The sequence below is a fragment of the Lysinibacillus antri genome (assembly GCF_003977595.1).
Lineage (GTDB): Bacteria > Bacillota > Bacilli > Bacillales_A > Planococcaceae > Ureibacillus > Ureibacillus antri.
In genome coordinates this window covers 35366-56288 of record NZ_RYYR01000026.1, presented here as the reverse complement: position 1 = coordinate 56288, position 20923 = coordinate 35366, and the positions used below count along the sequence as shown (strand labels likewise).

The window sequence follows — 20923 nt, the reverse complement described above, 5'->3', positions numbered from 1 at the left end:
AGTGTTACGGGGACAATAGCTAATTTTTGTTGTGGCATAAGAAAGCACCTCCTTTAATTGATACATTTATAGTACCGGGAGGTGCTGCGTGTTACCATGCGTTGTTTGATTGGGGGCTTACTTTATAAGAAGCTTTGGTCGAAAGTATCTCAGTTTTAACTTATCAAATACATGCTTGGCTATAAAAAATCCGAGAATCTCTTGGACTCTCGGCGGATGTTTATTATAGTTACTTTAAGTTTATTGATTAACTTTGAAAATTAAAGCCCTTCATTGTCTTTCATCCCATCAACATTCTTTCCAAAGTTATCAAGCACTGTGCGAACTTCATCTGTTGATTTTGTGTTCATTAATTGATTTCGTAATTCTCCCGCGCCTCGGAAGCCTTTTACATAGATTTTGAAGAAGCGGTGAAGCCCAGAAATTGAACGTGGTAGTATTTCCGCATATTGATCTTGTAAGTCTAGTTGCAATCTTAAAAGATCTAAGTACTCTTCACTGCTATGCTCTTTCGGTTCTTTTTCAAAAGCAAACGGATTTTTGAAAATACCGCGCCCAATCATCACGCCATCAACACCATATTTTTCAACAAGTTCTAGACCCATTTGGCGATCTAAAATATCACCATTAATAGTTAATAACGTATCGGGTGCGATTTCGTCACGTAACGCCTTAATTTCCGGGATTAGCTCCCAGTGTGCATCCACCTGGCTCATCTCTTTACGCGTACGTAAATGAATTGAAAGGTTGGCGATATCTTGTTTTAAAATATGCGTTAGCCATTCTTTCCACTCATCGACCTCTTTATAGCCAAGGCGAGTTTTCACGCTGACTGGTAACCCACCAGCTTTTGCGGCTTGGATCAATTCTGCTGCAACGTCTGGACGCAGAATAAGGCCACTCCCTTTTCCTCGTTGTGCAACATTCGGCACAGGGCAACCCATGTTGATATCAATCCCTTTAAAGCCTAGCTCGGCCATACCAATACTCATTTTGCGGAAATTTTCCGGACTATCTCCCCAAATATGCGCGACCATTGGCTGTTCATCTTCTGTAAAGAGTAAACGTCCACGCACACTTTTCATGCCCTCTGGATGACAGTAGCTCTCCGAATTGGTGAACTCTGTGAAAAATACATCCGGTCGACCTGCTTTAGCGACAACATGGCGAAATACAACATCCGTCACATCTTCCATCGGTGCAAGTACAAAAAATGGTCGTGGTAACTCACGCCAAAAATTATCTATCATGTCAAACTCATATCCTCTCATTATGCATACAACTTCAAAATCTTATCTAAAAATATGTTTTGTTTCTTTTACACTTATATCATGCTTAATCACTTATTATCAAATACAAGTATATCGAGACATTTATAGTTTGCAGGAATTTTTTTTGAAATCAGCAATATTTATTTTAACGAAAATCAGTCCTGAATAGTATTTATATATTACATTAGATAAATAAAAAGTTAATAAATAGTAGACTTTATAATGTTTACAAAAAAACACTATTAGCCTTCTTTTGACTAATAGTGTCCCACTAATATTTACTGAATTTGTTCTTTTTCTCTACTAGCAATTCCTTTTAATACAACCATGGCAATTTCTTCTGCTAGTTGTTGAGGGCCTTTCAATCCGCTGAATAGTTGGGTTTGCGTCAGACGTTCGATCATTCCTAGTAAACTTTCCGCAACAAAATCCATATCTACATTTGAACGAAAATATCCATCCTTTGCACCGGCATTTAAATAATTACTTATTTGTTCTAATAGTTGTTTCTTTATTTCAATCGACTCTTCTGAAAGGTAAAATCCGATTTGGGTTAAATGGGAATTTTCCGCAAAAAATTGCAACATCTTAAACAATTTATTTACGATATCACTTTTATCCATAGTTGCTTCCAAACGACTCTCACTAACAATAGTTGATAACTTTTCTCTAAATTTTGTTATTAATTCCTGGAAAATCGCTTCTTTACTATTGAAATAAAGATAAAAGGTCTTCTGTGTAACCCCTGCCCTCTCCACAATGGTACTAATTTTTGTTTCGTGATACCCGTTTAAAGCAAATTCCTCAACTGCCATATTTAATAATAAAGCTCTACTTACCTCTCCGGATGATCCTTTTTTTCTACCACGTTTACTCATGTTTATCACCTAAATAAAGATTTTCATCATTAACATAGTACTTAATTATCTAGTATACCTTCCAACAATAAGTCGACAATGTTGTTTGCGATTTGTGCGGGTTCTTTTTGTTGGGAAAGGAGTTGGGAAAATGTTAATCGCTCAATTATTCCAATTAAGCTCTCGGCTACCATTTGTGTATCTACATCTTTTCGAAAGTAACCTACATTTACTTCAAAATCGAGATTTTCTTTAATTTGTTCCACCAATTGTTTTTTTACTTCATTTGCTCGTGTTGAAATATAAAAGCCAATTTGAGTTAAGTCCGGGTTTTTCGCTAAGTATTCCAATAGATTTTGTAAGCCGTATACAATTCTTTCTTTAAGCGTTGATAACTGAAGATCTGGTTCTAAACGGCTTTTTTTCGCAAACTCGATCATCCGCAAACGAAATAAATCTTCCAATTCTTCAAAAATCGCTTCTTTATTTTTAAAATATAAATAAAAAGAAGGTTGACTCAATGATGCCCTTTTTACAATCGAACTTACTTTTGTCTTGTGATATCCATTTTGTGCAAACTCATTCGCTGCCACCTCTAGCAATAACGCACGACTTTCTTCTCCATTGGCTCCTTTTGGTCTACCTCTTTCTGCCATAAAAACATCTCCAAACCAAATAACATGTGAATATTATATCATGTAGATGATTGTAGTGAAGAGGTTCATAAACACTGGAGCTTTCTAACAGATTTTGAAAAATTTAACACAACAACTCCAACCATGCCACCGTTTCACAATGTGTGGACTCCCATTTATAAACGAAAAACTCTCCTAATATTAAAATTAGAGAGAGTTCTTAATGAATTTAACTATTTAATTCGTTGTTAATTCTTCTTGCTTAATTTAAATATAACCTCACCACACACAAGCTCAACATGTAGTAAGACGTTAAAAGGGGTATATTAAATATATTCTATTCCCGCAATCCCAAAGCCTCCAGGTCCAGCATGGGTAGAAATCATTGCACCCGCTTGCATCCATGTTACATTTTCGAAACCTGTTTCCTTTGCGATTTCATCCATTCGGCTCTTAATACTTTCATCAAGTCCGATAGAATAGATCAAATACAGCTGTTTTCGATCAATGTCGTATTGGTTTAAGTAGTCTCGCATGAGTTTTTCCGCAACTATGCTCATATGCCCACGATATTTTCTAGTTGAAACAAGCTTTCCTTCTTTTAATTCGATGCACGGCTTTATTTTTAATAATGATCCTCCAATATAAGCAACGTTACTTACTCGGCCACCCGCTCTTAGAAAGTCTAAACTGCCAGGAATGAAAGCCAACCTTGTTTTAGGAACCACCGATTCAATTTTTTCTATTAAGCGAACATGGTCAATGGAAGGTTCTTTCTCAAGCACAGTAACTGCATACATCACGATTGCAGCTAATCCACCTGTCACGTTTAGCGCATCAATTAGGAAAAGATCTTCAAAATCTTCCGCTGCAATTAGCGCACTTTGAAAGGAAGCAGATGCTTTAGACGTATAGCCAATATGAATAACGATGCTATCAGGAAAAGCCATTCTAATGTTTGTAAATAAATCATGATACTCATGTACATTCGTTGCGGTTGTAGATGGTATTTTTTTCGTGCGACTATGATAATCAAAAACTTCCTCTACAGGTAGCTCACCATCTAAATAATCCTTCCCATCCATGATGACGTGCATCGGTACTACTTGAATTTGATGTTTTTCAACTAGATCTTCCGGTAAATCCGCGCCACTCTCTGTCGATAAAATAATCCTTCTCATAGCACATTCCTTTCAACTAACACAGCCATTCTGTGCGTACTTAGTTATTATGATTTATTTTAAATATACACTAAATGGGGGAATTAACCATTATAATATTCAGAAAACTTATTCGTGAGATGGGATGTGAACATTAAACTGGATAAACATAAAAGCAGACTGTTTAGTAATGCATCATCGCACTTCTAAATTGTCTGCTTATTACTTTGGTTAAACTAACTTCAACCGCTTTTATTTGTTCGCTAAAACTGCTACATTACGCTCATTAAATTTATCATTATGTGAAGAAACCATGGCATAACTTGTCGCATCTGGTTCAATGAATTTCTTCGCACTATTTACAGCTAAAACTGCATCATTAAATGTCCCTACTAATAGGTAAACTTTATCTGTATAGGCTACGATATCTCCTACTGCGTAAATGCCAGGAATCGATGTTTTACATTGCCCTTCGCTTTTAAATTGCTTATATTCATTTCTTACGGGTGCAATAGAATCACAGAAGTCTAGAGAAACTTCGCGATTATAACCGTGACATACTAATACGTCGTCCATTGTCATTTCATACTCTGTCTCATTTTCTTTTAATAGGACACGTTCAATAGCTGTTTTATTTTCATTTGAAATGAGCTTTACCATTTCTGTATTTAATTTAATTTCTACACCGTGCTCTATTAATTTTTTAATTTGTGATTCATGTGCTTTTAATTCATCACTACGGTAAATAATTGTTAGCTTTTTCGCGACATGCAATAGTTCAACAGCCCAATCAATAGCGGCATTTCCTCCACCCGATATTAAAACATCTTTGTTTTCAAAGCGCTCAATACCGTTAATTGTGTAGTGAAGGTTCAACATTTCAAACTTTTCTGCTCCTTCAAGCTCCAACTTAATTGGCTCATAGATACCTCCACCAATTGCGATAATAATCGATTTTGAATAATGCTTCTCCCCTGTATTTGTCGAAATAACAAAATATTGTCCCTCTTTATCAATACGGTCAACTTTTTGACTCAAAACTATGGTCGGTTCAAATGTCATAGCTTGTGCGATTAAATTTTCTATAAAATGATTAGCCTGAATTGGTGGTTGACCACCTACATCCCAAAGTACTTTTTCTAAAAAGATATTCACTTTCCCGCCTAAATAGGGATGATATTCGATAATTTTTGTTTTCATGTCACGCATACCACTATAAAAAGCACTATATAACCCGGCAGGTCCCCCACCTATAATCGTCACATCATATATTTCCATTTAGAACACTCCATTTTGTTTTATTCAAATCAACTGATAATCTTTATCAATTAGATTAACGAATTGTGTTTCGAAAGTCAATTGTAATTGAAAATCATTCTCAAAAAATGTTGACAGATGAAAAATTTTAAGAGTATTATAAATTCAGATTAATGATAATGAAAATCTTTATCATTTACATAAAATAAAAAAAATCAATCAACAAAGTGAGGCTATTTATAATGAAAAAATCATTATTATTTATCATTACTTCAATTTTTGTTCTGGTTCTAGCGGCTTGTGCCGATGACAGTTCAATAAATGAAGAATCCACAACTGAAAAAGAAAACGATAGTCAGTATCCAATCGTTATTAAACATGCATTTGGTGAAACAACAATTGATGAAAAGCCTGAGCGAGTTGCAACAGTAGCCTGGGCAAACCATGATGTAGTATTAGCACTTGGTGTAGTACCAGTAGGTTTCTCTGCTGCAAACTACGGAATCCAAGATGATTCTGGTTTATTACCTTGGACTGCTGATAAATTAAAAGAGCTAGGTGAAGAAAATCCAACAGTATATCAAGACACTGACGGTTTAGATTTTGAAGCAATTGCTGATAGTAATCCAGATGTAATTCTTGCTGCATATTCAGGTATTACTCAAGAAGAATATGATACTTTAAGCCAAATTGCCCCAGTAGTTCCTTACGAAGAAACTCCATGGGTAACACCTTGGCGCGACCAAGTGTTATTAAACGCTAAAGGTATGGGTATGGAAGAAGAAGGTAAGAAATTAGTTGCTGCTACAGAAAAGTTAATTGCTGAAAAAGCAAATGAGCACTCTAGTATTAAAGGTAAAAAGGCTGCATTCGGTATGTTTAACACAGCTGATTTATCAAGCTTCTATATTTATACACCTGCAGATCCACGTGGCGAATTTTTATCTGATTTAGGTATGGAATATCCTGAAGGTATTAAAAAGTTGATTACTGAGGACAGCTTCTACATTCAAGTAAGCGCTGAAAATGCAGATGCATTAAACGACACTGATCTATTTATTACTTATGGTAACAAAGATACATTAGCTGCTTTACAGGCAGATCCAATTTTAGGGAAAGTTCCTGCAATTGCTGCCGGAAACATCGTAGTTATAGAAGACAACACACCATTAGCAGCTGCTGGTAACCCTAACCCACTTTCAATTCAATACACAATTGATGAATACTTAACTTTAATCTCAGACGTAGCGAAGAACATTAAGTAATCATGAAACAGTTGAACATTGCTAAGGAGAAGCAATCTTTCCTACCAAAGAATTTAGGGAAGTTAACAGTTATTCTTTTAATTCTTTTAATCCTATCAATCATTGCTTCTATAGCTTTTGGCTCTCGTTCAATTGGGTGGTCTACAATTCTGGATGGACTATTCCATCCAGAATTAAACGATCATGAATCTAGTGTCGTTCGTCAACGTGTTGTACGAACTATTTTTAGTTTTATGTGTGGTGCGGCATTAGGTGTATCTGGGGCACTAATGCAATCGGTCACGCGAAACCCAATTGCCGATCCAAGTATTTTAGGAGTTAATACAGGGGCTGCATTATTCGTTGTTAGTGGTATTGCCTTTTTTAATATTAGCTCTGCAAGTGAATATGTATGGTTAGCTATAGCAGGTGCGATTCTTACTGCTATTTTTGTGTTTACAATTGGTTCTCTTGGAGGAAGCGGCGCTACACCTTTAAAGCTCGTCCTAGCTGGAGCTGCAACAAGTGCTATCTTATCTTCACTCGTAACAGCGATTATGATTCCTCGTCAAAATGTGATGGATCAATTTCGCTTTTGGCAGGTTGGAAGTGTTGGAGCTGGTACGTGGGATAGTATTCAACTACTTCTCCCCTTCTTAGTTGTAGGTATAATCATTGCTATTTTAGCTACACCTGCACTAAATGCAATGGCATTAGGAGATGAGGTAGCGACAGGATTAGGTGTTAAAACAGGGACGATTCGTTTAGTCTCTGCTTTTGCAGGTGTACTACTTTGCGGTGCTGCGACAGCCTTTGCAGGACCAATTGGATTTATCGGTCTATTAGCGACTCATGTAATTCGATTAATGATTGGACCAGATTTACGTTTTATCATCCCCCTTTCCGCTTTATCTGGCGGGATTATTTTAACGATATCTGATGTAGTAGGACGGTTAATCGCTCGTCCTGGAGAGGTAGAGGTTGGGATTTTAACAGCCTTTATTGGCGCACCGATTTTAATTTATATTACGATGAAAGCGAAAATGCGTAGCCTATGATGAACAACGATACTTTACAAACCATTATTCAATCAAGATCCAAACGTAAACGTCGTTATATTGCGACGATGGTCATATTAATTGTAATTGCCCTTGCATTATGTTGCGCTATGCTTATGCTTGGAAATACGATATATCCTGTGAAAGATGTCATTGCTGTTTTATTAGGTGAGGAAGTTAAAGGCGCAAGCTTTGCCGTTGGAACATTACGTTTTCCACGTATGTTAGCTGGACTCCTTACTGGATTTGCATTTGGAGTTGGGGGTTATGTATTCCAAACAATGCTACGAAACCCATTAGCGAACCCAAATGTAATTGGGATTACAGCGGGATCAAGTGCAGCAGCCGTATTTTGTATTGTCGTCCTTCAGACAAGCAATACAATGATTTCAATTGCTTCAGTTGTAGGTGGATTATTGACAGTTGCCATTATATATGGTTTTTCGAGAGCTACTTCTTTTTCAATTGGACGATTAATTTTAATAGGAATTGGGATTCAAGCAATATTAAATGCCTTTATTTCTTATTTAATGTTAATCGCAAAAACACATGATTTACCGACTGCTCTTCGATGGCTGAGTGGAAGCTTAAACGGAGCAAAAGTTGAAACCGTAATGCCTTTATTAATTCTTATCGTCATTTGTACACCGATACTTATCTACTTTTCAAATCATTTAGAAATGTTAGAGCTTGGTGAACAAGCAGCTACATCTTTAGGTGTTTCAACAAATCGAGTTCGTATCATTTTATTAATAACTGCTGTACTAGTTATTGCATTAGCAACTGCAACAACGGGACCGATCGCATTTATTTCATTTTTAGCTGGCCCAATTGCTAGACGTATTGTTGGGGCTGGATTCTCTGCACTTATACCTTCTGGGTTAATCGGTGTAATCTTGGTACTTGCAGCAGATTTAATCGGGCAATTTGCTTTTGAGGCGCACTATCCTGTAGGTGTTATTACAGGGATTATTGGCGCACCATATTTAATTTACTTACTAATCAAAATGAATCGAAAGGGGGATATTTAATGTCTCATACATTACAAACAAAAAACTTACATTCTGGCTATGACCAAAATCTCATTTTAAAGGATGTAAGCCTATCGATTCCTGAAAATAAAATTAGCATTATTATTGGTTCAAATGGCTGTGGAAAATCAACCTTATTAAAAACAATGGCTCGATTACTAAAACCAACGAATGGTGATGTGTATTTAGATAACAAATCAATTTATGAAATTCCTTCTAAAAAGCTTGCTCGTACGGTTGGACTTTTACCTCAGTCCCCTATTGTCCCAGAAGGTATTACCGTTGCTGATTTAGTTGGTCGTGGGCGATTTCCACATCAATCCATGTTTTCAAGTTGGTCAAAAAAGGATTACGAGGCAGTTGCAACAGCTCTTGATATGATGAATATTGCGGAATTTAGTGATCGCCATATTGATGAATTATCAGGTGGACAACGCCAACGTGTATGGATTGCGATGGCATTAGCTCAGCAAACCAATATTTTATTTTTAGATGAGCCAACAACCTATTTAGATATCACTTATCAAGTAGAAATATTAGATTTATTGAAAGATTTAAATGTAAAGTACGGGACAACAATTGTCATGGTGCTTCATGATATTAACCTTTCAGCACGTTATGCGGATTATTTATTTGCCGTAAAGGATGGACAACTGATTGCTGAAGGCTCGCCAAATGACATCGTTACGAGCGAACTGATTAAGGAAACCTTTAACTTAGATTGCCATGTCATAAATGATCCCATTTCAAACACACCACTTGTCCTTCCAATAAGTCGATATCATAAGTAATAAAAAAAGACTGCATTTTTAAATTATAAGAAAGTAGAATTTGAGGTCGTCTCAAATCCTACTTTTTTATTTTGTTTAGTTTTAGAATGAATTCCCTAGCTATTTGGATGAATTCCCCTCATCTCTAGATGCCCTTAACCCTAATTAATTTTCGTTAGCAAATATCCTTGTTTATTACTCTCACTTTTCTTTTAGTTCACTAAAATCAATTTCAAATTGGGCATGATCCCCAGCCACATGAGCTACTGGCATACTAATACCAAGCGCATTTTCAGTTACATAGACATAAATACCACTATCATGATCTTTACTATTAGTAAGGGCTGCTATTAACTCTTCATCACTATTATACTGACCAAATACTAGTTCCTTAATTTGCTGCTTATATTCCTCTCCTAAATTTCCAACATACTTGGCATTTTTTAATTTTGTAATAAACTCGTTATCAATCTTCTTAACAAAATCAGATAAAAATAATTGGTTACCTGTGTTTAAGTCAATATTTGTTGTAAAAAACAAATAGTATGGATGGGCAGATGGGCTAATATTGTTATAACTCTTATAGGCTATACTTAACATGTAATTATTCTTTAACTTAATTTCATACTTTCCTTCAGCCTCATATTTTTGGTCTGGCTCTAATAATTGTATTGTCTGTAGAAAAGGTGCGAGTGCTTCTTTTTTAATAACCTCATTTATTTCATGTTGTTTTCCTTCATCTTTGAAATGAATGATTTGCGGATATTCTATTGTTACATTATCTTTCGAATAAGTTTCCGTGATGAGTTCATAGTCCCTATCCTCCAATTTTTGTTCAGCAACGATTTGATTATTTCCATCTTCCATTTTAGTTACTTCTAAAGTAGATGTACTTTTTTCACTGCCACAAGCTGATAGAGTCAACACAAATATTACTAATAATGTTTTACCTATTAATTTTCTATACACTTTACTCCTCCTGTTGAACCTTATTAGCCCTAATTATTTTATTTATATGCTAATAAAATGTAACAACTCTCTACCATTCATAAATTTAAAAAAGCCGTGCCTCAAAATGCAATTACAATTAAGATTTTTGACACAGCTATTTTTTATTTATTCTAAGTTCAACCTTGCTACAACTATATGTGGCAACAAAAGGGTGTTGGTGGGTTTATTTATAGAGGCTAGGTTCTATTTTGAATCTAGCCTATTTTTCTATTTCTCTTCAACTGTCGCTTATTCAAATCAAGCCCTCGTTTTAGTTTAAGTACATTTGTTCACAATATTTAAGTTTAAATCCTTTCACTTCCCATTCTACTAACTACAAGATGAAGACTGTTATTAAATATCGGCATTTCTTACTTTAAAGATAATTTTCTTTTTATTGTTTAATTTGGGGAAAAAATCACAATACTCCATCTAAGGTAATTATTAACATAAGAGGAGGATTATGTTTGGAAAGTAAAAAGCAAGGTGTTTCTCGTCGGGACTTTATGAAAACCACAGGGATTGCAACAGGTACATTAATTGGCGGAGGAATTATTGGTGGTCTAGTTGGCTACAACGTAAACAAAACTCCGGGCAAAAAAGAAACAACTGTAGATAAACATCAAGGACAAAATCATGAACTCAATGTGGGTCTTCAGTTCTTTAAAACAACGGCAAGTTTTAACGTATTATCTCAAGCAACTGAGCGAATATTGCCAGAAGATGAATTAGGACCAGGTGCTATTGGTTTAGGTGTGCCTTACTTTATAGACAACCAATTAGCTGGTGCCTATGGGATGAACGCAAAGGAATATATGCAAGGTCCGTTTGAAGATGGTGCGGTTACACAAGGATATCAAAGTAGGCTTACTCGAGCTGAAATCTTTGAACAAGGAATTGCTAAGCTGGAAGAGGAAGCCCAATCAAGATATCAGAAGGGGTTCGTAGAATTGGAGCCAGCTCAAATGGATGAAATATTAACGGCCTTCCAAAAAGGCGAAGTACCAATGATGGCAGTAAGTTCTCTCTTTTTCTTTAAACTACTGCGTCAAGCAACACTTGAGGGAGCGTATTGCGATCCAATCTACAATGGCAACAAAAATATGGAAGGCTGGAAAATGAAAGGGTTCCCAGGTCATCAATATAGCTATACGAAAGAAATTGAAAATAAAAAGTTTGTAAAATATGATCCACAATCAATTAGCAGTATGACTCATTCATAGATAGGAGTAATTGTAATGGCTACTACATTAGATAAAGTTGATGTTGTCACGGTTGGTGTTGGCTGGACAGGCGGCATTGTGGCATCAGAATGTGCAAAATCAGGTTTGAAAGTACGAGGGTTGGAGCGAGGTGCATCACGTGGTACCGAAGATTTTTCGATGGCACACGATGAATTTCGCTATGCAATCCGATATGAACTGTTCCAAAACTTATCGAGGGAAACGGTTACTTTCCGAAATCACCGAAAAATGAATGCACTACCAATGCGAATGATGGGTTCTTTCCTTTTGGGAGAAGGCTTGGGAGGTGCAGGTACACACTGGAATGGGCAGAACTGGCGATTCCTACCGTACGATTTTGAAATTAAATCGATAACGGATAAAAAATACGGTGCCAATAAGCTTGGGAAAGACTACCTGCTACAGGACTGGGGAATCACTTACGATGAATTGGAACCTTATTTCACTAAATTTGAATATATAGCGGGTATTTCAGGTGAAGATACCAACCCGTTTTGGGGAAAGAGATCTGAACCTTTTCCAACACCACCAATGAAAAAAACCCCAATTCTTGAAAAGTTTGAATCTGCAACATCTAATCTTGGCTATCATCCATTTATGCTTCCGTCAGCAAATTTATCGGAAGCCTATACAAATCCCGATGGATCGACGATTGCTGCTTGTCAATATTGTGGATTTTGTGAACGCTTTGGATGTGAATATGGAGCGAAATCTTCTGCTGAACTAACAGTTGTACCAACCGCCCTGAAAACAGGGAATTATGATATTCGTTTCCATTCCAATGTTGTCGAGGTATTAAAACAAGGAAACAAAGTAACCGGTGTGCGATTCTTTGATACGATAACCGGCGAAGAATTTATCCAACCTGCAGAAGTGGTTGTAATGACTTCCTATGTGATGAACAATGCAAAATTATTGATGGTATCCAATATTGGCGAGCAATATGACCCAGATACGGGACGCGGAACGCTTGGGAAAAATTATTGCTATCAAATACTACCTGGCGCGACAGGGTTCTTTGAAGAACAATACAATACCTTTATGGGGGCAGGAGCATTGGGAATGACAATCGATGACTTTAATGGAGATTCGTTTGATCATTCAAACCTTGATTTCATCCATGGCGCAAGCCTTTCGCTAACTCAGACGGGTGTACGTCCAATCGCATTTAATCCTGTTCCTCCGGAGACGCCTGCCTGGGGTGAGGAGTTTAAAAAGGCATCCATTCATTACTTTACAAGAACCTTAAGCATTGGTGGACAAGGGGCATCCATGCCGCATAAGGAAAACTTTATGTCTCTTGACTCAACTTATAAGGATGCTTATGGCGTCCCATTATTACAATTAACCTATAACTTTACTGATCAAGATCGTGCACTTCATAAATATCTTTCCGAGAGATCAGCAGAGATTGTGAAGGAAATGGGTGCAGAAATCATCGCTCCGGCAAATCCATTAACGGATTATGATATTGTTCCTTATCAAACAACACATAATACAGGTGGCACAGTGATGGGCAATGACCCTGCAATTAGCGTAGTTAATAATTGGCTACAGCACTGGGATGCTGAAAACTTGTTTGTAGTAGGTGCCGGGAATTTCGCACATAATGGAGGCTACAACCCAACCGGAACTGTTGGGGCACTTGCATACCGCTGTGCGGAAGGAATTATTAACTACAGTAAAACAGGCGGCAGTCTTGTCTAATGAATAGGAGGAATTGATATGGGTGGTTTAAGTTCTATCGGTGTTCCTGGATTAATTATCATTTTAGTGATTGTGCTAATTGTTTTTGGACCTAAGAAACTTCCGGAAATCGGAGGTGCTGTAGGGAAAACATTATCCGAATTCAAAAAGTCAGCTCGTGAAATTATGGACGACGATGAGGATGAAAAAAAGCCGGCCTTAAGAGAAATCAAGAAATCCGATGAGGCATCGTAGGTGATTTAAATGGATCCTTATGGCTACAACAACTTGAGTCCTTTGGATAAAAAAAAGAAGCAGGAATCGAGCAAAGAGATTAAAGAGATACAGGAATCGAACAAATCTGCTGAATTGATTGAGCAAATAGAAGTCGAAGAAAAACAGGAAACCAAGTCAAATGGAAACACCGAGTCTTGGTATGAGCATATCTTCGCTTTAAGAAAGCAACTAATCAAAAGCGCAATCACATTTATCATTCTATTTATCATCGTCTTTTCTACCATTAATTTGTGGTTTCCATTGATTACGAAGGGTCATAAACTAGTAATATTGGGACCGTTAGAAGTAATTAAGGCATATACTTCGATTTCTGCCACACTATCGCTGGGGTTGTCACTGCCGTTTATTTGTAATTTTTTATGGCAATTCGCAAAGCCTGGCCTTTATGAAAAAGAGCAGAAATTTATCGGTCTTTACTCACCTATTATGCTACTTCTTTTCCTTTTTGGTCTTGCATTTGGATATTTTGTCATAAATCCAATGAGTTATCAATTTCTAATAGGTTTAGGTGAAATGAATTTTAATGTGTTGATTACAGCAACTGATTATATTCATTTTCTCATTATGACAACTGTACCAATTGGGTTACTTTTTGAATTACCTGTCGTTGCTTTGTTTCTATCATCAATTAATCTTTTAACGTCAAATACGATGAAGAACGTAAGGAAATGGTCTTATATTATCATGTCCGTTGTATCAGCCCTTATTACACCGCCTGATTTTATTAGTCAATTATTGATTTTAATTCCGATGATTGGCTTATATGAAATGAGTATCTATATCGTGAGAAAAGCAGAAGCAAGAAGAATAACGAATTCACCAATCATCGAGGAAGCACACTAGTCCATAGTGTGCTTTTATTAATTTAAACTTTATCAATTCTTTCAATTCCCCTAAACCTTTACAAAAAAGAGCAGAAAGATTACAGGGGCGGTTCTTTTAGTTCACTAAAATCAATTTCAAACTCCACATGGCCCCCTGTTACATGAGCTACCGGCATACTAATACCAAGAACATTTTCTGTTACATAAACATAACTACCGTTTTTACATTCTTTATTATTAGAAAGCACTAAACTTAACTCTTCATTGCTTTTATAATGACCAAATGCTTGTTCTCTAATCTGCTGTTCAAATTCATTCTCTAAATCTCCAACATACTTTGAATTTTTTAATATAGTTATAAAATCCTTATCAATTTTCGAAACAAAATCTGTTAAAAATAATTGGTTACCAATATTTAAGTCTATATTTATTGTAAAAAACAAATGGTGTGGATGAGCTAATATTGTTATAACTTTTATAAGCAATTCTTAATACCTAAAACTTGATTACTCTTTAATTTAATTTCCTACTTTCCTCTATCTTTAAAATTCGTGATTTGAGGATACTCTAATACTACATTCTCTTCAGTAAAGTTTTTTGCAATGATTTCATATTCATACTCCTCCGCTACTTGCTTAGTAACCGTTTGATACTCTTCATCTTCTATTTTAGTTACTTCTAGAGTCAACACAAATATTACTAATAATGTTCTACCTATTAATTTTCTATACACTTTACTCCTCCTGTTGAACCTTATTAGCCCTAATTATTTTATTTATATGCTAATAAGATGTAACAACTCTCTACAATTCACAAATATAAAAAAGCCGTGCCTCAAAATCCAATTACAATTAAGATTTTTGACACAGCTATTTTTTTATTTATTATAAAGGCTAGGTTCCTATTTCGTGAAACCTAGCCAAGTTGTTCCTCTTCGACATAAACCTCCGTCCGTTAAAGAAAAACAATACATAGTTTTTTTACACATATTGAAACTAGCAACATACATTAATGAAGAATATATAAAGAGGAGTGAATGCTATCCGTGAGAAATTTATATTTCAGACAAACAGATCCTAATTTTATGACACAACAACAACATAACTTTTACCTTCCTTATACTTCCCAGCCTAATCAGCTTATTCTTCCATACTCACCGGTATTACAGAGCCCAACTTACTCATATCCTTATGTTCCTGCTCAGTTTATACCTAATATCGTTCAGAGCCCACCCATATCGAGAAATCAACCCTCCCCAGTCGATCCTTCTGTTCCAACTTATCGTTACCAGAATACTGTTACCAGTCCACCGTCATTGCCAAGTATGCAAAATTGGATTCATCAACTCAGTAATAACTTGGGGATGTTAGGAGATTATAATGCTAGTTATAATACTTTTCCGTATGCAGTGGATCCTAATGTAGAGATTGTGATAAAAGGACAATACCCATATGCAAGATATTTGTCCTTTAGTGTAATAGGTTTAGCTGACCTTACTATAGCTACAATACCTGACTACAAGTTGATTCCTGATCCAGAAAGTACCAATCCATTTTTGCATGGTGCTGACTGGAATGCCAAAAATCGAAATTATACTTTAAAAATCCGTTTTACTGCACCACCAGAAGGTTCTGATCATTTTGTTCCAGGGGCAGGTAATAATATCGTTTATGTAGGAACGATGCCAAATGGTGTACCTAATACACACGGGACAATAGAGCTCCGTATTTATGTTCCAAGTATCGGGTATGATCACACGGGTGGTGTAGGGTTTCCTAAAATTATGTACGTTCCAGTACCACAGGATAAAAGATATTCAAAGAACGTTGAACAAACAAATCAAACCACTATTGATAATCCTTCAAAACCAAAAAATAATTCCATACAAAATGAATGGTATTTTTCTTCTCCTAAAAAGAATCGTGGAGAAAAATGCGATATATCCTGGCGTACCCTAAGTCGCGCATCCGCATTAATTCAATATGATTATAATGATGGCTATATTCTATCTGATGAACTTCAAAGAGACCCAAGTAAGTTATTGTTTCTTCGCTGGAAAGCTCCTACATTTCCCGATACGTATCACAATATTGGAATCCTAGGAAATGAAGACATGCGTTACTGGAGTATGTCGTTTGTATCCCCAGTAGGCTTATTAGGACTTTATACACTTTCAGATTTTGAAACAGTTATTGATAAAAATGGTTATGTTAATCTAGTCATCAGCTTTGGTGCACCACGTCCATCTTGTGTGACTACAGAAAGTGGGTTTAATTGGATTGATGCAAGCAATCTGCCTTTAATTCCACTACAACTTTTTTACAGAAATAAGATAGTTTCTGACGACTTCCCATATTCTGCAAAGGATGTTCCTGAGGGTGACATCGTTTCACCTGAAGTTATGGGAGAATATTATCCATGTGGTAAATATGTCGATCCTATCTATTTTAAAAAGAATTATTGCGATTAGTGAGGATTCTCTCACTAGCGAAAAGATTATTTAATTATTAACAGTCGATTCTAGAATTCGATAGGAAGTATTTTCCTCAAATTCTTTTTTTATAGCTCCACTATTGGACTGTTAAAAAAAACAACATACCAATTCACACCCCACCAACCCGCATTCGACCGTTGGGAGTTAAAATAAAGTCGTTCCCTTTTCCCCGCTTTTTGCCCACTTTTTCGCAAAAACACATCGGTTTTTCACGCTTTTTCCACGCTTTTTTTCACACGTTTTGGCGAGTTAAAATAAAGATTTTCCACTCACGCTTTTTATGCAAACGTTGATTGCGCGGGCTTTGTCGGGCTTTTTCTCATGCGTTTTGGTACGGACTTTATTCTTACAAGTCGTTGCAGGTGGTCGCGAGTTTATTATGATTGGTCGTGTTTATTTTGCGGTGTCACACTATGATGTGTAGTGTTTATATTAGGGTGTCACATGTGTTCGTACTACTAAAACTTAAATATCTTTCAGCTTTTTAGAACAACAAGAAAAAAGAACGCATTCCATCATCGGGAATCCGTTCTTCTCTTTTTATACTAACTCCAACCAAGCAACCGCTTCACAATGCGTCGTCTGCGGAAACATATCCACTGGCTGAATCTCCATCGTCTTATACCCGCCGTCTTCTAATACGCGTAAATCCCGCGCTAATGTTGCAGGGTTACAGGATACATAAACTACTCGTTTTGGTTTTTGTTCAATAATTGTGTTTAACAGTGCTTCGTCGCAACCTTTGCGGGGTGGATCGACAACTAATACGTCTGCTTCTTTTCCATCTGCATACCAACGAGGAATGACTTCTTCTGCTGGACCAGCTTCAAAGTACGTATTTGTTAAACCATTCAATTCAGCGTTACGTTTTGCGTCTTCAATAGCTTGCTCCACGATTTCTACACCCATAACATACTTTGCTTTTTGGGCTAGGAATAACGAAATCGTCCCAATGCCACAATACGCATCAATGACCGTTTCTTCCCCTGTAAGTTGTGCGTAATCCAAAGCTTGTTTATACAATACTTCCGTCTGTACAGGATTCACTTGGTAGAAGGAACGTGCTGAAATTTCAAAGCGCACGCCACCAATCATATCTTCAATAAAGTCTTTACCCCATAATGTGATGGTTTCGTTTCCTAAAATAACGTTTGTTTTCTCGATGTTCACGTTTTGCACGATTGATGTCACATTTGGCACGAGTTTACGAATTAGCTCAATTGCCGCGTCTTTTTGCGGGAACTTGTGTTTATTCGTCACTAGCACGACCATTACTTCCCCTGTTGCTCGTCCTTTTCGAACGACGACGTGACGTAGCATTCCTTGGTGAGATGCTTCGTTATATGGTTGTAGGCCGATTTCCATCAATTCTTTTTTCAGGTTGGCCATCATTTCATCGGCTTCCCCTACTTGAATTAGACAACGCTCCATGTCAACAATTTCATGGGTTTTTGATTTATAAAACCCTGCAATTGGTCCTGTCTCTGTCATAGAAAAAGGAATTTGAGATTTATTGCGGTAATTCCATGGGTCTTGCATTCCTTTGACCGGAAGAACAGGGGCATCAATTTTCCCAATCCGTTTCATCACGTTTTGAACCATATTTTCTTTCCACTTCAATTGTCCTTCGTAGGATAAATGTTGAAGTTGACACCCACCGCACTTGCCGAAATAAATACAAGGTGCCTTTACTCGATCTGGTGAGGGTTTGATAATATCAACAATTTTAGCGAATCCATAATTCTTTAATGTTTTCAGTACGTGAATTTCCGCTGTTTCATCCGGTAGTGCGCCCTGGATAAATAATGGGTAGCCATCGATTTTCGCTACCCCATTTCCGTCGTGGGTTAAATCTTCTATATATACTATTTTGCGATCATTTTTCTTTACTGGTGCTGCCATGCTCGGTCCTCCATTCAGTCTTTCTATTGTAGCATGGTCAAAGAAATTTTTGTTATTAGGATGTAAAGTTCATGTCGATTTCTAGTCATAAACTTTTACGAAATCCACTCTAATGCTTTTACAATATGCTCTTTTAAAAATGGTGCGAGCGTTTTAGCATATTCTACAGTTATATGATGTGCATCCCGGTACACGATGATATTGCCAATGACGGAATAGCACATCGTTTCGTCACAGAAGTAATCGGATAAATCTGCAAAATACACGTTATCTGGAATACCTTTTGTATTTTCCCATGGCTGAACTTTTGATAGCGCATTTTTTCGTTCAACTGAGCATTGTAGATAATCTTGTTTCCGCTCCAAACATAATGGAATGTTTTCCTCCATTTGAGGGTTGTCCCGAATGGCAAATACATTTGTGCTACCTTTCAGATTTCGCCAATGGTCAATGTACTCCTGTGGTACAAAGTCGTCATTGCTGATGGATGCCGTTGTAAATACTAAGTCAGGTGGATGATTTATCAGTTCTTCCATCATTCGTTTATTCCATTCGATACAGCTTTCCGTAAGAATTCCATTAAAGTCTCCACTGGCAAATTTGCAACCATCGTGATTATATACATCCACTTTTAACTTTAACTCCTCCGCAAATTCCATAATGGCCGGAAACCAATGCCCAGAATGCGATCCCCCTACAAGAGCTACTGTATATTGTGGATTATCAATTACTCCAAAGGAACATTTGGATAAAGTTCCACCAGATCGTGTAACACAATTGGGATCATTATAAAATTCAGGTAGATTATATTTTATCTCTAACATGGATGGAATTGGTTCAACATCTGTATTGATTGTTCCTTCGACGGCAAGTGCTTGTGCGCCAGGATAATCACTCGCAGGGAAGATTTGTTGGCTACCCTCTCTTAGTTGTACACTCCAAAAAATGAGAATGACAATGACCGGAACAACAAATGCCGAGGCAGCAGCGACAAATTTCCCTTTTCCCTCCCGTATATTCAGTTTTCGGACAGGTGCTTCTAATACTTTCGTCGTCATAAAAGATAAAATAAATGTGACAACTAAAATAGCAATGCCAGCAGCGAGCGATACGGTTTCTACCTTAAAATACGTTAAATAAAAAATAAACAATGGCCAATGCCATAAGTATATTCCATAAGAAAAACTGCCCAAGTAAACAAATGGCTTAGCGCCTAACAGTTTTTCTACTCCAAAGCGCGGTCCATTCTGTGCAGCAAGTAAGACCAAAATAACTCCGGTAGTTGGCAATAGCGCTGCGAATCCTGGAAATACCGTAGAAACAGGCAATAAAATCCCCGTTAAACAAATGATTGCTAAACCAACCCATCCTATTATTCCACTTACGGTTTTATTAAACGCTATTGCTGAAATAAGTAAGGCAACCATCCCACCTAAGCTAAACTCCCACACTCGAGCAAAGGTATCAAAATATGCCCATGGTTGATTGACAGCTGTTTTATAAATGGAATAAATGATTGAAAAAATAAAGAGTTGTGCAAAAACTGTTAATAACATAAATCTTGGCGGAAGTTTGAAGATTTTCCGTGCAAGAAAAAACGAAAACGTAATAATGAGTGGCCATAAAAGATAAAATTGCCCTTGTAATGAAAGTGCCCAAAAATGCTGCAAGGGACTCGCTTCATTGCTTTGCTCTAAATAATCGACCGCGTTAAATGCGAGCTCCCAGTTTTCAAAATACAAACCAGAGGCAATTACTTCTGAGATAATTTGCTCCCATTGTACTTTCGGCATAATCACTATGGATAAAAGCGAGGTAACGAAAAGGACGGTAAAGGCTAAAGGAATCAGTCTTTTTAAAAGTCCTAGTAAATAGTCGAAAATTTTTATGTGCCCATCTTTTTCGATTTTCGATAATAAGGAAGTTGTAATTAGAAACCCTGAAACGATGAAGAAAACATCAACCCCACCTGACACTTTTCCGAGCCAAATATGATAGACTGCCACAAGGATTGCTGCTATTACACGTACGCCTTCAATCTCTGGACGAAATTTCTTCACTGGTGCTTTTAAATCGCGCATTGTATCCCTCCGTCACTTGTGTACAAGCCTTGATACATGCTTTTAGCTTTTCCAAGATTAAGGGATATTAATAAAATGCATAAGAAAAAGCCCCTTTAGTTTTTTTCCTAAAAGGGCTTACA

General features: G+C 36.8%; 19 protein-coding genes. 9 read left to right on the top strand and 10 right to left on the bottom strand.

Annotated elements, in window-relative coordinates; all coding sequences use genetic code 11:
* Positions 1–260: 260 nt before the first annotated feature.
* The 5 genes from EK386_RS15640 to EK386_RS15620 all read right to left on the bottom strand — a co-directional run bounded on the left by EK386_RS15640 (position 261) and on the right by EK386_RS15620 (position 5201).
* A complete protein-coding gene (locus EK386_RS15640) occupies positions 261–1271 on the bottom strand; it encodes a tRNA dihydrouridine synthase (RefSeq protein WP_126660116.1) in 1011 nt (336 codons plus the stop codon).
* Between the two features lie 278 nt (positions 1272–1549).
* Positions 1550–2149: a TetR/AcrR family transcriptional regulator gene (locus tag EK386_RS15635; protein WP_126660115.1), complete on the bottom strand. Its 600-nt coding sequence runs from the start codon at positions 2147–2149 to the stop codon at positions 1550–1552.
* 41 nt (positions 2150–2190) lie between these two features.
* Positions 2191–2784 (bottom strand): TetR/AcrR family transcriptional regulator, encoded by a 594-nt coding sequence (locus EK386_RS15630; protein WP_126660114.1) that lies wholly within the window; start codon positions 2782–2784, stop codon positions 2191–2193.
* Between the two features lie 305 nt (positions 2785–3089).
* Entirely contained in the window at positions 3090–3944 is an 855-nt protein-coding gene (locus tag EK386_RS15625; RefSeq protein WP_126660113.1) for a DegV family protein, read from the bottom strand.
* A gap of 231 nt (positions 3945–4175) precedes the next feature.
* Positions 4176–5201 carry an NAD(P)/FAD-dependent oxidoreductase gene (locus tag EK386_RS15620; protein ID WP_126660112.1) on the bottom strand — a complete coding sequence of 342 codons (1026 nt, stop codon included), beginning with the start codon at positions 5199–5201 and terminating at the stop codon, positions 4176–4178.
* Positions 5202–5422: 221 nt separating this feature from the next.
* Here EK386_RS15620 and EK386_RS15615 point away from each other — a divergent pair, with 221 nt between their 5' ends.
* From EK386_RS15615 to EK386_RS15600, 4 genes are read left to right on the top strand one after another with little or no spacing between them, the layout of a single operon-like run.
* Positions 5423–6445 (top strand): iron-siderophore ABC transporter substrate-binding protein, encoded by a 1023-nt coding sequence (locus tag EK386_RS15615; protein ID WP_126660111.1) that lies wholly within the window; start codon positions 5423–5425, stop codon positions 6443–6445.
* A gap of 2 nt (positions 6446–6447) precedes the next feature.
* Positions 6448–7482, top strand: a complete 1035-nt coding sequence (locus tag EK386_RS15610; protein ID WP_126660110.1) for a FecCD family ABC transporter permease — start codon at positions 6448–6450, stop codon at positions 7480–7482.
* Positions 7482–8513, top strand: a complete 1032-nt coding sequence (locus EK386_RS15605) for a FecCD family ABC transporter permease (RefSeq protein ID WP_179966049.1) — start codon at positions 7482–7484, stop codon at positions 8511–8513. The genes EK386_RS15610 and EK386_RS15605 overlap by 1 nt, the downstream gene beginning before the upstream one ends.
* Positions 8513–9304: an ABC transporter ATP-binding protein gene (locus tag EK386_RS15600; protein ID WP_126660108.1), complete on the top strand. Its 792-nt coding sequence runs from the start codon at positions 8513–8515 to the stop codon at positions 9302–9304. Before EK386_RS15605 ends, EK386_RS15600 begins: the two co-directional genes overlap by 1 nt.
* Before the next feature lie 180 nt (positions 9305–9484).
* Here EK386_RS15600 and EK386_RS15595 read toward each other — a convergent pair whose 3' ends face one another.
* On the bottom strand, positions 9485–10252 hold the full coding sequence (locus EK386_RS15595) for a polysaccharide deacetylase family protein (protein WP_126660107.1): 768 nt from the start codon (positions 10250–10252) through the stop codon (positions 9485–9487).
* 488 nt (positions 10253–10740) lie between these two features.
* Here EK386_RS15595 and EK386_RS15590 point away from each other — a divergent pair, with 488 nt between their 5' ends.
* Genes EK386_RS15590 through tatC form a run of 4 tightly spaced genes read left to right on the top strand, consistent with a single transcriptional unit; the run spans position 10741 to position 14343 of the window.
* The gene (locus tag EK386_RS15590) at positions 10741–11496 is read left to right on the top strand and encodes a gluconate 2-dehydrogenase subunit 3 family protein (protein ID WP_126660106.1); all 756 of its coding nucleotides are present in this window, start codon (positions 10741–10743) and stop codon (positions 11494–11496) included.
* 15 nt (positions 11497–11511) lie between these two features.
* Entirely contained in the window at positions 11512–13224 is a 1713-nt protein-coding gene (locus EK386_RS15585) for a GMC family oxidoreductase (RefSeq protein ID WP_126660105.1), read from the top strand.
* An 18-nt stretch (positions 13225–13242) separates the two neighbouring features.
* A complete protein-coding gene (gene tatA / locus EK386_RS15580; protein ID WP_126660104.1) occupies positions 13243–13458 on the top strand; it encodes a twin-arginine translocase TatA/TatE family subunit in 216 nt (71 codons plus the stop codon).
* 9 nt (positions 13459–13467) lie between these two features.
* Positions 13468–14343, top strand: a complete 876-nt coding sequence (gene tatC / locus EK386_RS15575) for a twin-arginine translocase subunit TatC (RefSeq protein ID WP_126660103.1) — start codon at positions 13468–13470, stop codon at positions 14341–14343.
* Between the two features lie 79 nt (positions 14344–14422).
* On the opposite strand, the gene EK386_RS15570 is transcribed toward tatC, so the two are convergent.
* Complete coding sequence (locus EK386_RS15570; protein WP_126660102.1) at positions 14423–14809, bottom strand: hypothetical protein; 387 nt, start codon at positions 14807–14809, stop codon at positions 14423–14425.
* Positions 14810–14850: 41 nt separating this feature from the next.
* Positions 14851–15057, bottom strand: a complete 207-nt coding sequence (locus EK386_RS15565) for a hypothetical protein (RefSeq protein WP_126660101.1) — start codon at positions 15055–15057, stop codon at positions 14851–14853.
* Positions 15058–15369: 312 nt separating this feature from the next.
* Here EK386_RS15565 and EK386_RS15560 point away from each other — a divergent pair, with 312 nt between their 5' ends.
* The gene (locus EK386_RS15560; protein WP_126660100.1) at positions 15370–16794 is read left to right on the top strand and encodes a hypothetical protein; all 1425 of its coding nucleotides are present in this window, start codon (positions 15370–15372) and stop codon (positions 16792–16794) included.
* A gap of 564 nt (positions 16795–17358) precedes the next feature.
* On the opposite strand, the gene rlmD is transcribed toward EK386_RS15560, so the two are convergent.
* Both rlmD and EK386_RS15550 read right to left on the bottom strand, forming a co-directional pair.
* A complete protein-coding gene (gene rlmD / locus EK386_RS15555; RefSeq protein WP_126660099.1) occupies positions 17359–18720 on the bottom strand; it encodes a 23S rRNA (uracil(1939)-C(5))-methyltransferase RlmD in 1362 nt (453 codons plus the stop codon).
* Positions 18721–18815: 95 nt separating this feature from the next.
* Entirely contained in the window at positions 18816–20801 is a 1986-nt protein-coding gene (locus EK386_RS15550; RefSeq protein ID WP_126660098.1) for an acyltransferase family protein, read from the bottom strand.
* Positions 20802–20923 lie beyond the last annotated feature (122 nt).